The organism is Pseudomonas sp. TE9122 (assembly GCF_056278925.1).
Map to the genome: position 1 here is coordinate 1518058 of NZ_JBWBQI010000001.1, position 12929 is coordinate 1530986.

13 protein-coding genes are annotated in these 12929 nt (G+C 61.9%); 5 read left to right on the forward strand and 8 right to left on the reverse strand.

The genetic code is table 11. The features are described from left to right. Nucleotides 1-35: 35 nt before the first annotated feature. From ACZ9BE_RS06790 to ACZ9BE_RS06805, 4 genes are all read left to right on the forward strand, one after another. Nucleotides 36-374, forward strand: a complete 339-nt coding sequence (locus ACZ9BE_RS06790; RefSeq protein ID WP_003223337.1) for a YbaB/EbfC family nucleoid-associated protein — start codon at nucleotides 36-38, stop codon at nucleotides 372-374. A 260-nt stretch (nucleotides 375-634) separates the two neighbouring features. Then, nucleotides 635-1669 carry an NADP-dependent oxidoreductase gene (locus ACZ9BE_RS06795; RefSeq protein WP_041479097.1) on the forward strand — a complete coding sequence of 345 codons (1035 nt, stop codon included), beginning with the start codon at nucleotides 635-637 and terminating at the stop codon, nucleotides 1667-1669. 66 nt (nucleotides 1670-1735) lie between these two features. Continuing rightward, nucleotides 1736-2338 (forward strand): recombination mediator RecR, encoded by a 603-nt coding sequence (gene recR / locus ACZ9BE_RS06800; protein ID WP_016773861.1) that lies wholly within the window; start codon nucleotides 1736-1738, stop codon nucleotides 2336-2338. A 192-nt stretch (nucleotides 2339-2530) separates the two neighbouring features. Further along, nucleotides 2531-3679 (forward strand): acyl-CoA dehydrogenase family protein, encoded by a 1149-nt coding sequence (locus tag ACZ9BE_RS06805; RefSeq protein WP_476249091.1) that lies wholly within the window; start codon nucleotides 2531-2533, stop codon nucleotides 3677-3679. 110 nt (nucleotides 3680-3789) lie between these two features. Here ACZ9BE_RS06805 and ACZ9BE_RS06810 read toward each other — a convergent pair whose 3' ends face one another. After that, a complete protein-coding gene (locus ACZ9BE_RS06810) occupies nucleotides 3790-4338 on the reverse strand; it encodes an adenine phosphoribosyltransferase (protein WP_024012326.1) in 549 nt (182 codons plus the stop codon). A gap of 75 nt (nucleotides 4339-4413) precedes the next feature. Beyond that, the gene (gene fnr / locus ACZ9BE_RS06815; protein ID WP_016773865.1) at nucleotides 4414-5148 is read right to left on the reverse strand and encodes a fumarate/nitrate reduction transcriptional regulator Fnr; all 735 of its coding nucleotides are present in this window, start codon (nucleotides 5146-5148) and stop codon (nucleotides 4414-4416) included. A 154-nt stretch (nucleotides 5149-5302) separates the two neighbouring features. Here fnr and ACZ9BE_RS06820 point away from each other — a divergent pair, with 154 nt between their 5' ends. Beyond that, nucleotides 5303-5785: a hypothetical protein gene (locus tag ACZ9BE_RS06820; protein ID WP_076566956.1), complete on the forward strand. Its 483-nt coding sequence runs from the start codon at nucleotides 5303-5305 to the stop codon at nucleotides 5783-5785. On the opposite strand, the gene hemN is transcribed toward ACZ9BE_RS06820, so the two are convergent. From hemN to ccoG, 6 genes are all read right to left on the reverse strand, one after another. Beyond that, nucleotides 5782-7164, reverse strand: a complete 1383-nt coding sequence (hemN, locus tag ACZ9BE_RS06825; RefSeq protein WP_476249092.1) for an oxygen-independent coproporphyrinogen III oxidase — start codon at nucleotides 7162-7164, stop codon at nucleotides 5782-5784. The genes ACZ9BE_RS06820 and hemN overlap by 4 nt on opposite strands. A 197-nt stretch (nucleotides 7165-7361) precedes the next feature. Next, nucleotides 7362-8045: a sulfite exporter TauE/SafE family protein gene (locus ACZ9BE_RS06830; RefSeq protein WP_041479091.1), complete on the reverse strand. Its 684-nt coding sequence runs from the start codon at nucleotides 8043-8045 to the stop codon at nucleotides 7362-7364. Further along, entirely contained in the window at nucleotides 8038-8250 is a 213-nt protein-coding gene (gene ccoS / locus ACZ9BE_RS06835; protein WP_039763029.1) for a cbb3-type cytochrome oxidase assembly protein CcoS, read from the reverse strand. The genes ACZ9BE_RS06830 and ccoS overlap by 8 nt, the downstream gene beginning before the upstream one ends. A gap of 23 nt (nucleotides 8251-8273) precedes the next feature. Beyond that, nucleotides 8274-10724: a heavy metal translocating P-type ATPase gene (locus tag ACZ9BE_RS06840; protein WP_460093830.1), complete on the reverse strand. Its 2451-nt coding sequence runs from the start codon at nucleotides 10722-10724 to the stop codon at nucleotides 8274-8276. Nucleotides 10725-10937: 213 nt separating this feature from the next. Next, a complete protein-coding gene (locus ACZ9BE_RS06845; RefSeq protein ID WP_056784237.1) occupies nucleotides 10938-11477 on the reverse strand; it encodes a FixH family protein in 540 nt (179 codons plus the stop codon). A gap of 13 nt (nucleotides 11478-11490) precedes the next feature. Next, nucleotides 11491-12906: a cytochrome c oxidase accessory protein CcoG gene (gene ccoG / locus ACZ9BE_RS06850; RefSeq protein ID WP_073474016.1), complete on the reverse strand. Its 1416-nt coding sequence runs from the start codon at nucleotides 12904-12906 to the stop codon at nucleotides 11491-11493. Nucleotides 12907-12929: the final 23 nt, after the last annotated feature.

Consider the following 12929-nt stretch of genomic DNA (forward strand, 5'->3'; position numbering starts at 1 on the left):
CGCTGTTTTATCCAAGTACGTTTGAGGTGATTCCCATGATGAAAGGTGGCATGGCCGGCCTGATGAAGCAGGCGCAGCAGATGCAGGAAAAAATGGCCAAGATGCAGGAAGAACTGGCCAACGCCGAAGTCACCGGCAAGGCCGGCGGCGACATGGTCACCGTGGTGATGACCGGTCGTCACGACGTTAAAAGCGTGAGCATCGACCCAAGCCTGGTCGAAGGCCTGAGCGAAGACGACAAAGAGATGCTGGAAGCCGTGGTCGCTGCCGCCGTCAACGACGCCGTGCGCAAGATCGAAGCCAACAGCCAGGAAAAAATGGGCAGCATGACCGCCGGCATGAACCTGCCGGCGGGTATGAAACTGCCGTTCTGATTCGCCATTGCGCGGCAGATGAGCTACACAAAATGCCAGGCATTGTGCCTGGCATTTTTGTTTCTGCCTGATGGGCATGTGCCGCAGACTGACGCTTTCGCGAGCAGGCTCGCTCCCACAGGGATTGCATTTCCAAGTGTGGGAGCGAGCCTGCTCGCGAATGAAGTCACCTCGGCACAACTGAAGAAACATCGAACACACCACCGCTACCAAGGTCTGCTCCCTATACACCGAATTCCCCATTCACAGGAGACGCTGACATGTCCGACCCTCTCACCCTCAATCAACGCTTCGTCCTCGCCTCGCGCCCGAGCGGCGCGCCGACCCCGGAGAACTTCCGTCTGGAGCGCGAGGCGCTGCCGGATCTGCAGGACGGTCAAGTCCTGCTGAAAACCCTGTACCTGTCACTCGACCCGTACATGCGCGGGCGCATGAGCGACGCTCCGTCCTACGCTGCGCCAGTGCAAATCGGCGAAGTCATGACCGGTGGTGCGGTCAGCCGGGTCGAGCAGTCCAATCATCCGAAATTCCACGTAGGTGATCTGGTGGTTGGCGCCACCGGTTGGCAGAGCCACAGCATCAGCGACGGCCGCAACATCATGCCGATCCCGGCCGGCCTGCCGAGCCCGTCGATGGCCCTCGGCGTACTGGGCATGCCGGGCATGACCGCGTACATGGGCCTGATGGACATCGGCCAGCCGAAAGAGGGCGAAACCCTGGTGGTGGCTGCAGCGTCCGGCGCCGTCGGCTCGGTGGTCGGGCAAGTGGCGAAGATCAAAGGCCTGCGCGCGGTCGGCGTGGCCGGTGGTGCCGAGAAGTGCAAATACGTGGTCGAGGAGCTGGGTTTTGATGCCTGCATCGACCACAAGGCCGATGACTTTGCCGAGCAACTGGCCAAAGCCTGTCCCAACGGCATCGACATCTATTACGAGAACGTCGGCGGCCATGTCTTCGACGCGGTCTTGCCGTTGCTCAACCCCAAGGCGCGCATCCCGTTGTGCGGCCTGATCGCCGGCTACAACGCCGCCGAGGCGCCGACCGGCCCGGATCGTTTGCCGATGCTGCAACGCACTTTGCTCACCAAGCGTGTGCGGATTCAGGGCTTCATCGTCTTCGACGATTACGGTGATCGTCAGCCGGAATTCATCAGCCACATGGTGCCGTGGGTTCGCGACGGCAAAGTGAAATTCCGTGAGGACGTGGTCGAAGGCCTGGAGCAGGCGCCCGAGGCGTTCATCGGTCTGCTGGAAGGGCGCAACTTCGGCAAACTGGTGGTCCGGGTCGCCCAGGACTGAGGATTTGACGCTGGCCAGAGGCGCGGGTATAAACCGCGTCTCGTTGTTTAGTCGGACTGTTTACCCATGAGCTTCAGCCCTTTGATTCGCCAACTGATCGACGCTCTGCGCACCTTGCCGGGCGTGGGTCAGAAAACCGCTCAGCGCATGGCGTTGCAGTTGCTCGAACGTGATCGCAGCGGCGGTACGCGTCTGGCCCAGGCCTTGAGCCAGGCCATGGAAGGCGTTGGCCATTGCCGCCAGTGCCGCACGCTGACCGAAGACGACCTCTGCCCGCAATGCGCCGACCCGCGCCGCGATGACACGCTGCTCTGCGTGGTCGAAGGGCCGATGGACGTTTATGCGGTGGAGCAGACCGGCTTCCGTGGCCGCTATTTCGTGCTCAAGGGGCACTTGTCGCCGCTGGATGGCCTGGGGCCGGAAGCGATCGGCATTCCGCAACTGATGGCGCGGATTGAAGAGGCGGGGACCTTTACTGAAGTCATCCTCGCCACCAACCCGACGGTGGAAGGCGAAGCGACGGCGCACTACATCGCGCAGTTGCTCAACAACAAAGGCCTGGTCGCCTCGCGGATTGCCCACGGCGTGCCGCTGGGCGGTGAGCTGGAGCTGGTCGACGGCGGCACGCTGGCGCATTCGTTTGCCGGGCGTAAACCGATTTCCCTCTGAATTTGCGGCGTCTGAACTGACGCCTTCGCGAGCAGGCTCGCTCCCACATTGGTTTTGTGTCGTTCACAAATCCCCTGTGGGAGCGAGCCTGCTCGCGAATGGCGCACCACGGTCCATCTGATTCACACAATTTCATTGGTAACCAAGCAAGCGCTCGGTTAACGTCGGCGAACCCTTCCGTGGAGCTCGCCCATGCCTGCCTTTCAGGAATACTTCGACCCCAGCCACCAATTGGTCCGTGACAGCGTCAGACGTTTCGTCGAACGCGAGATCCTGCCGGACATCGATCAGTGGGAAGAAGCCGAAAGCTTTCCCCGTGAGCTGTACCTCAAGGCCGGTGCGGCGGGCATTCTCGGTATCGGCTATCCCGAGGCGCTCGGCGGCAGCCATGAAGGCGATCTGTTCGCCAAGGTCGCCGCCAGTGAAGAGTTGATGCGCTGTGGCTCAGGCGGGCTGGTGGCGGGGCTGGGTTCGCTGGATATCGGTTTGCCGCCGATCGTCAAATGGGCGCGGCCTGAAGTGCGAGAGCGGGTCGTCCCCCAAGTGCTCAGCGGCGAGAAAATCAGCGCCCTGGCGGTGACCGAGCCCGGTGGCGGTTCCGACGTCGCCAACCTGCAAACCCGCGCCGTGCGTGACGGCGATTTCTACCGGGTCAGCGGCAGCAAGACCTTTATCACCAGCGGCGTGCGCGCGGATTTCTACACCGTCGCGGTGCGCACCGGTGCGCCGGGGTTTGGCGGCATCAGTTTGTTGCTGATCGAGAAGGGCACGCCGGGGTTCAGTGTCGGTAGGCAGTTGAAGAAAATGGGCTGGTGGGCGTCGGACACGGCTGAATTGTTCTTCGACGATTGCCGCGTGCCTGTAGGAAACCTCATCGGCGCCGAGAACATGGGCTTCGCCTGCATCATGGGCAATTTCCAGAGCGAACGCCTGGCGCTGGCGCTGATGGCCAACATGACGGCGCAATTGGCGCTGGAGGAGAGCCTGAAGTGGGCGCGCGAGCGTGAGGCGTTCGGCAAACCCATCGGCAAGTTTCAGGTGATCAAACATCGCCTCGCCGAAATGGCCACGGCGCTGGAAGTGTCGCGGGAGTTCACTTACCGGCAAGCAGCGAAAATGGCGGCGGGGCGGAGCGTGATCAAGGAGATTTCCATGGCGAAGAACTTCGCCACCGACACCTCGGACCGGATCACCACCGAAGCGGTGCAGATTCTTGGCGGGCTCGGTTACATGCGTGAAAGCCTGGTGGAGCGGCTGTATCGGGATAACCGCATTCTGTCGATTGGCGGCGGAACGCGGGAAGTGATGAACGAAATCATCAGCAAGCAGATGGGGCTTTAAGCCCTGCGGTGTAGCTGCCGGCCCCTTCGCGAGCAGGCTCGCTCCCACTGTTGAAATACATTTCCCTGTGGGAGCGAGCCTGCTCGCGAAAGCGGCCGGTCAGACGCTGTTTATTTATCGGTCAAAGCAAACTGCGTCAGGCAAAAGGTAGGAATGCCCATGTCCTGCAAGCGCTGCGAACCTTGCAGCTCTGGCAGGTCGATGATCGCCGCCGCTTCATGCACTCGCGCGCCCATGCGGCGAATCAGGTTGGCTGCTGCGATCAGCGTGCCGCCGGTAGCGATCAGGTCATCGAACATCACCACCGAATCGCCTTCACACAGGCTGTCGGCGTGCACTTCCAGAAACGCTTCGCCGTACTCGGTCGCATAACCTTCGGCCAGTACGTCCGCCGGCAGTTTGCCTTGCTTGCGGAACAGCACCAGCGGCTTGTTCAACTGATAGGCCAGTACCGAACCGATCAGAAAACCACGGGCATCCATGGCGCCGATGTGGGTGAAGTCGGCTTCGACGTAGCGATGGGCGAAGCTGTCCATCACCAGGCGCAGGGCCGTCGGCGACTGGAACAGCGGGGTGATGTCGCGAAAGATCACGCCCGGTTTCGGGAAGTCGATCACGGGGCGGATCAGGGATTTGATGTCGAAGGAGTCGAAGACCATCGGGGTGTCCTGGCAGGGCTGCAAACGGCGCAGTATACCCGCGGCTGAAACGATTCGCTCAACCGCGGGTCGTGATCAGCCTTCGATCGAACCGCCGGCCAGCGCGCACAGCTGAATCGGGTCGAGGATATGGATCTCCTTGCCCTCGGCGGCAATCAGCTCGTTCTGCTGGAAACGGGTGAACACCCGCGACACGGTTTCCACCGCCAGGCCCAGGTAGTTACCGATTTCATTGCGCGACATGCTCAGGCGGAACTGGTTGGCCGAGAAGCCGCGAGCGCGGAAGCGTGCCGACAGGTTGACCAGGAAAGTGGCGATGCGCTCGTCAGCGGTTTTCTTCGACAGCAGCAGCATCATTTGCTGGTCGTCACGAATCTCGCGGCTCATCACCCGCATCAACTGGCGGCGCAGTTGTGGCAATTGCAGCGCGAGTTCATCAAGGCGCTCGAAGGGGATTTCGCAAACCGAAGTGGTTTCCAGCGCCTGGGCCGAGACCGGGTGTTTTTCGGTGTCCATGCCCGACAGTCCTACCAGTTCGCTCGGCAGGTGGAAACCGGTCAGCTGTTCTTCGCCGGCATCGCTCAGGCTGAAAGTCTTCAGGGCACCAGAGCGGACTGCATAAACGGAATCAAAGGTGTCGCCCTGGCGGAACAGGAATTCGCCTTTCTTCAGCGGGCGGCCGCGTTTAACGATTTCGTCGAGCGCATCCATGTCTTCCAGATTCAGAGAAAGTGGCAGGCAGAGCGGGGCCAGGCTGCAATCCTTGCAGTGGGCCTGGTTGTGAGCGCGCAGTTTGACTGGCTCGGACATTTCTTCAATCCTTGTGGGAAAACACACATAAGCCGTAAGGGTAACCCACGGGAGGACATTCAGGCCAGCACGTGGCGGCGTTGTCCTACAGACATAAAGCCGCAGCACCGGCGGCCGATAACCCGCTATCAGCACTCAACCAAGGAAGGCCCCGATGACCGCCATTGGTACGCTAAGCCCCGGCAGCAGCGGCGTTGCTGCTTCGCCGGAGATGACCAGCACCGACGCTGCAATCGATCGCGATGAAGACTTGTCGCACACGGCAACCCCGACCTTGGTCGAGGGCGTCAAAGTGTCGCTGTCCGGCGCGGCCATCGCCAAATCCGCCGCTGTCGGCGGCGAAAACAGTGACATCGACAACAGTGGCTTACCGGAGAACATCCAACAGTTGCTGAAGATGATTCGCAAGATTCAAAAAGAAATCATCGAGAAAAAAGCGCGCATGGCGGCGGTCATGTCAGACAGAACCCTCTCCAACGAGGAAAAGATCAACAAGCTCGCCGCACTGCGGGGCGCCATCGCCGCCCTCAACAGTGGCCTGATCACCGCCAACCTCGCCCTGTCGAAAGTCATGAACCAGTCGGCGCTCAACCCTGACCAGAACCTCAAAGTCGGCTCGTTGCTGACCAAGCCTTAAATCACCCGCGAGAAACGCTGGCGGTTCTGCTGCTCCAGGTACGCATCGAAAACCATGCACACCGAGCGCACCAGCAATCGGCCCGCTGGCAACACCTCGATGCGCTCGCGCTCGAGTCTGATCAGGCCATCCTCGGCCATGCCTTGCAACTGCGGCCAGAGCGCGCCGAAATAGCCTTGAAAATCGATGTTGAACTGCTGCTCGATCTCGGCGAATTCGAGTTTGAAATTGCAGATCAGCTGCTGAATCACTGCGCGGCGCAAGCGGTCGTCGGCGTTACACACCAGACCGCGACTGGTCGCCAGTTGTGTGCTGGCGAGGCTGTTCTGATACGCGTTGAGGTCGCTGCTGTTCTGGCAGTACAGATCGCCGATCTGGCTGATCGCCGACACGCCCAGGCCAATCAGGTCGCAATGGCCATGGGTGGTGTAACCCTGGAAGTTGCGTTGCAGGGTGTGCTCTTCCTGGGCAATCGCCAGTTCGTCATCAGGCAGGGCGAAGTGGTCCATGCCGATGTAGCGGTAGCCGGCAGCGGTCAGTTGCTCGATGGTGCGCTGGAGCATTTCCAGCTTGTGCGCCGGGCTCGGCAGTTCGCTGCTGTTGATTCGCCGCTGGGGCATGAAGCGTTCCGGCAGGTGCGCATAGTTGAACACCGACAGGCGATCCGGTTGCAGGCTGATCACTTCCTCGACGGTGCGAGCGAAATTGTCGGGCGTCTGCTTGGGCAGGCCATAAATCAGATCGATGTTGATCGAGCGAAATTGCAGGGTTCGCGCCGCATCGATCACCGCGCGGGTTTCTTCCAGGCTTTGCAGGCGATTGACCGCGCGCTGCACCGCCGGGTCAAGATCCTGCAGGCCAATGCTGACCCGGTTGAAACCCAATTCACGCAACAGGCCCATGGTCGACCAGTCGGCTTCGCGCGGGTCGATTTCAATGCCGTAATCGCCCGAGTCATCGTTGAGCAAATTGAAATGCTTGCGCAGGTGCGCCATCAGCTGGCGCAATTCGTCGTGGCTGAGAAAAGTCGGCGTGCCGCCACCGAAATGCAGCTGCTCGACGGTTTGCGCCGGGTCGAGGTGGCAGGCAATCAACTGGATTTCCTGCTCGAGCCGTTGCAGATACGGCTGCGCGCGACCGCGATCCTTGGTGATGACCTTATTGCAGGCGCAGTAGTAGCAAATGTTCGCGCAGAACGGCACATGCACGTACAGCGACAACGGCCGCTGCGCCTTGCGGCTGTCGCGCAGGGCGTGGAACAGGTCGAAAGTGCCGACCTGACCGTGAAATTGCACGGCAGTCGGGTACGAGGTGTAGCGTGGCCCCGCCAGATCGTAGCGGCGGATCAGATCAGAGTCCCAACGAATGGCGTCGAGCATGCGGGCATTCCCCCGGATAGGCTGGCAGTGTGGCGAGTCTAGGGGAGTGCGTTACAGGGCATCTTGATTTGCATCAACGGCGAGGATTTGTGTTGTTCGTGCGGGCGTCTTCGCGAGCAGGCTCGCTCCCACATTGGATTTGCAGCGTACTCAAGACCTGTGGGAGCGAGCCTGCTCGCGAAGGCCGCGCCACACATTTAATGGCCCATAAGCCAATGCTGATGCGGGCCGGGAAGGGTCCACAGGCCAAACAGGATCACCAGCAAGCCACCCGCCATGCGCACGCTGCGTTTGCGCAAGATCGCGGTCACCCGTTCAGCCGCCAGCCCGGTGGCCAGCAGCACCGGCCAGGTGCCGAGGCCGAAAGCGAGCATCAGCAATGCACTGTCCAGCGCATTGCCCTGACTCGCGCTCCACAGCAAGGTGCTGTAAACCAGCCCGCACGGCAGCCACCCCCACAGCGCACCGAGCAGCAAGGCACGCGGCAGGCTGGAAACCGGCAGCAAGCGATTCGCCACCGGTTGAATAAAGCGCCATAAGCCACGCCCGAGCGCTTCGATACGGGTGAGCCCGCTCCACCAGCCGGCCAGGTACAAACCCATCGCGATCAGCAGCAACCCGGCCAGTACGCGCATGAACAGCGCCGCCGGGCTGTTGGCGACTGCCCAGCCGGCCAGGCCGATGAGCAGTCCCGCCGTGGCATAACTGAGAATCCGCCCGAGGTTATACGCCAGCAACAGACGAAAGCGCCGGCTGCGCTGCTCCTTGGGGATCGCCAGGGTCAGCGCGCCCATCAGACCGCCGCACATGCCCAGACAGTGGCCGCCACCGAGCAGGCCGAGGATCAGCGCCGAGACCAGCAGGGGCGCCAGTTCAAGCATGGGGTGGCGCCTTGTCGTCCGGTTTGCCGGCGTTGGCTTCGTCCACCGCAGCGGTGTGGTTGGGGTCCTGATCGTCAAAAAGGATGCTGTGTGCCGGGCCGTCGAGGTCGTCGTACTGACCGCTGTCCACCGCCCAGAAGAAGATGTACACGGCGATGGCGACGATGAGCAAGGCAGCGGGAATCATCACATAGAGAGCTGGCATCGGTAACTCCAGGCCCGCGCGGCTCAGGCCGGCAGCGGGCGGGTTGCTGTTGCGGTGCTGGCGGCCGGTGCGCTCGGCAGACGAGTCAGGCGCAGGGCGTTGAGCACCACGGTCAGCGAACTGATCGACATGCCGACCGCCGCCCACACCGGAGTGATCCAGCCGAGGGCGGCGAACGGCAACATGAGGCCATTGTACAGCGCCGCCCACAGCAGGTTTTCGATGATTACCCGGCGCGTGCGTCGCGCCAGCGTGAAGGCTTGCACCAGAGCGTCAAGGCGATTGGACAGCAACACTGCATCGGCGCTGGTTTTCGCCAGATCGGTGGCCGAGCCCATGGCCACGCTGATATCGGCCGCAGCCAGCACCGGCACGTCGTTGACGCCGTCACCGAGCATCAACACTTTGCGACCTTCGCGATGAAGTTGCTGCAGCACTTGCAGTTTGTCATCGGGGCGCAAGCCGCCACGGGCCTCGTCGATGCCCAGTTCGGCGGCGACACTGGCGACCATCGGCGAACTGTCGCCGGACAACAGCAAGGTGCGCCAGCCCCGCGCTTTGCAGGCCGCGAGCAGGGCGGGGGCATCGTCACGCAGGCGATCGTCGAGGACGAACCATGCCAGCGGCCCCTGAGTGTCGGCGAGCAGCAACCATTGTCCGGCTTCATCAGGCATTGACGGCAGTGCCGCGCCGCTCAGGGCACAGGCGAACGGCGCCTGACCGATGCGCAAGCGTTGCTCACCGACCACGCCTTCAAGGCCCAGACCGGGTGTGCTGTGCACGTCCTCGGCGGCCAGCGGCGCGCGACCGAAAGCGCGGGCGATCGGGTGTTCCGAGCGGTTTTCCAGCGCAGCGGCAAGGCTCAGGCATTGTTCGCTGTCGAGCGCGCCGAGCGGGCGAATCGAGCGCAGCACCAAGCGGCCTTCGGTGAGCGTACCGGTCTTGTCGAAAATCACCGTGTCGATCTGGTTCAAGCCTTCCAGCACATGGCCGCGTGTCAGCAGCAGGCCGAGTTTGTGCAGGGTGCCGGTGGCGGCGGTGAGGGCGGTCGGCGTCGCCAGCGACAGCGCGCACGGGCAGGTCGCCACCAGCATGGCGAGGACGATCCAGAACGCCCGTGAAGAATCCAGTTGCCACCACAGCACGCCGATCACTGCTGCAGCAATCAGCGACAGCAGCAGGAACCATTGCGCGGCGCGGTCGGCGATTTCGGCCAGACGCGGTTTCTCCGCCTGAGCGCGATCAAGCAGGCGCACGATCGCGGAGAGACGCGTGTCCTGTCCCAGCGCCTGCACTTGCACGGTCAATGCGCCTTCGACATTGAGCGTGCCCGCAGTAACAGCATCGCCGAGCGTGCGTGGCTGCGGCAGGTATTCGCCAGTCAGCAGCGATTCGTCGATGCTCGACTGACCGTCGATGATCTTGCCGTCAGCCGGCAGAATCGAGCCCGGCTGCACCAGAATCCGCTCGCCGACCTGCAATTCGCTGAGCAGGATGCGTTCGCTCTGGCCATTCGCATCCAGGCGCAGGCACGAGGCGGGCAACAGGTTGACCAGTTGCGCAGTGGCGGCAGCGGTGCGTTCGCGGGCGCGGCGTTCCAGATAGCGTCCGGCAAGCAGAAACAGCGCGAACATGCCGACAGCATCGAAGTACAGCTCGCCGACCCCGGTGATCGATGTCCAGATCCCGGCGATGTAAGCGCTGCCGATCGCCAGTGAAACAGAAACGTCCATGGTCAGGTGGCGCGTACGCAAATCGCGCATCGCGCCTTTGAAGAACGGCGCGCAGCTGTAGAACACGATGGGTGTGGTCAGAAACAGCGCGACCCAGCGCAGGATCGTGTGCAGCTCGGGACTGAGGTCGATGTTGAATTCCGGCCAGGTGGCCATGGTCGCCATCATCGCCTGAAACCACAGCAACCCGGCGACGCCGAGCTGGCGCAGGGCCAGGCGATTCTCGCTGGCCAGCTGTTCGCTGGCGCGGTCGGCCTGGTACGGGTGGGCGGCGTAACCGATGTGGCGCAGCTCGGCGAGGATCTGGCTCAGCGGCAATTGTGCGTCGGCCCAACGCACGTGCAGGCGATGGTTGGACAGGTTCAACCGCGCTTCGGCGACGGCGGGCAGGGTGCGCAGGTGTTTCTCGATCAACCAGCCGCAGGCGGCGCAACTGATGCCTTCCATCAACAGCGTGGTTTCAGCCAGATCGCCTTCGTGGCGCACGAAGGGCTGCTGCACGTCGGCGCGGTCGTACAGCGCCAGTTCATCGCTCAGTTGCACCGGCAGCGCTTCGGGATTGGCCGACGCTTCGCTGCGATGCTGGTAATAGCTTTCCAGACCACCGGCGACGATGGCTTCGGCTACCGCCTGACAGCCCGGGCAGCAGAACTCGCGGGCCTGCCCGAGGACGACGGCGGTGAAGCGGCTGCCGGACGGGACGGGCAGGGCGCAGTGGTAGCAGGGAACTGGGGTGGTCATGGCATTGATGAGGGTATGAGCCCTTGCATTGGGGGTGTTCGCTTGCCCTCACCCCAGCCCTCTCCCGGAGGGAGAGGGAGCCGATCGGTGTAAGCCTGAAGAGCGGCTTCAGTCGCCGACATTGTCACTGTCATACGCCCCGCTTCCAAGCAACCGAGATCAGTCCCCTCGCCCTCCGGGAGAGGGCTAGGGTGAGGGGCTCTTGATTTTGATTCACTTCTTCAGGTCTTCCGCACCCTGCAGTGGCTCATCCCCCAGCAGCAGTTCCTTGTCATGGCTGACCAGCTCTTCTTCAAACATGCGCCACACGTGCTCGTCCTGGCTGCCGAGCAACTCGACAAAGCGCCGCCCTTCGACCTTGTCGCTCAACTGGCCGATGTAGCGCCCGCTCTCGCTGCCACTGCGGGTCAGAACGATCTTGCGATCCTTTTCCGGCTGGGTCGGCGAGATCAGGTTCAGCTCCAGCGTTTGCGGCTGGCTGTCACCGTTCAAGCGCAAGTCGACTTCCCCGGTCACATCATCCAGATGCACCGCTGCACGCAGCTTCAGGGTTTGCGCCAGCAGCTCGCGATCCAGTGAACGGTTGATGCCTTTGCCTGCTTCGTAATAGTTGTCGTTGACCAGATTGTCCGGGTTGTTCACCGCGATGGTCACCATCGACAGGGTCAAGGCCACCGAGCAGGCCAGAATCGCGATGATGATCCACGGCCAGAGGTGCTTGTACCAGGGACTTGCGGCGTTTGCAGCGGGCATGTTCAAAATTCTCTCAACGGATTTGTGGGCCGATGAATCGGCTCTTGGCTTCAACGTGGACGCTGTCGTCATCGGCGTCCTTGAGGATGAATTTCACCTCGTTGGTGCTCGATGGCAGTTGTTCCGGTGCGCTCGACAACTCGACCGGCATGCTGACGATATCCCCGGCGGCAACCTTGATCTCGCGCTTGCCTTGCAGGCGCAGGTCCGGCAGACCCTCGGCTTGCAGCAGGTAAGTGTGGTCGCGCTGATCCTTGTTCATGATCTTCAGGCTGTAGACGTTTTCGATCCGGCCTTCAGCGTTTTCGCGGTACAGCACGCGGTCTTTGCTGACGTCGAAGCCGACCAGTGAACGCATGAAGAACGCGGCGACCAACAGGCTGATCATCGCCAGCAGCACCACGGCGTAACCGATCAGGCGCGGTCGCAGTTTATGGGTTTTCTGCCCGGAGAGGTTGTGTTCGGTGGTGTAACTGATCAGGCCGCGCGGGTAATCCATCTTGTCCATGATGCTGTCGCAAGCGTCGATGCACGCCGCGCAGCCGATGCATTCGATCTGCAGGCCATCGCGGATGTCGATGCCGGTCGGGCAGACCTGCACGCACATCGTGCAGTCGATGCAATCGCCCAGCCCCAGCGCCTTGTAGTCGATGCCTTTCTTGCGCGGCCCACGGCTTTCGCCACGGCGCGGGTCGTAGGAAACGATCAGCGTGTCCTTGTCGAACATCACGCTCTGGAAGCGCGCATACGGGCACATGTAGATGCACACCTGCTCACGTAACCAACCGGCGTTGCCGTACGTGGCAAGGGTGAAAAAACCGACCCAGAAATACGACCAGCCATCGGCCTGGCCGGTGAAGAACTCGATGACCAGTTCGCGGATCGGCGAGAAGTAGCCGACAAAGGTCATGCCGGTGACAAAACCGATCAACAGCCACAGCGAGTGCTTGGCCAGTTTGCGCAGGAATTTGTTGGCGCTCATCGGCGCCTTGTCGAGCTTGATGCGCTGGTTGCGGTCGCCTTCGGTGACCTTTTCGCACCACATGAAAATCCACGTCCACACGCTCTGCGGGCAGGTATAACCGCACCAGACACGCCCGGCATAGACAGTGATGAAGAACAGGCCGAACGCGGCAATGATCAACAGGCCCGAGAGCAGGATGAAATCCTGTGGCCAGAAAGTCGCGCCGAAGATGAAGAACTTGCGCTCCGGCAGGTTCCACCACACCGCCTGATGACCGCCCCAGTTCAGCCACACCGTGCCGAAATACAGTAGAAACAACGCCGCACCGCCAAGCATCCGCAGATTGCGGAACAAGCCGGTGAAGGCACGGGTGTAGATTTTTTCTCGCGAGGCATAAAGGTCGACGCTGTTGTTCGCGTTCTTGCTCGGCGGCGTGACGTCGTGTACCGGAATCTGATTGCTCATCATTGCATCCCACGGCAGTGGAA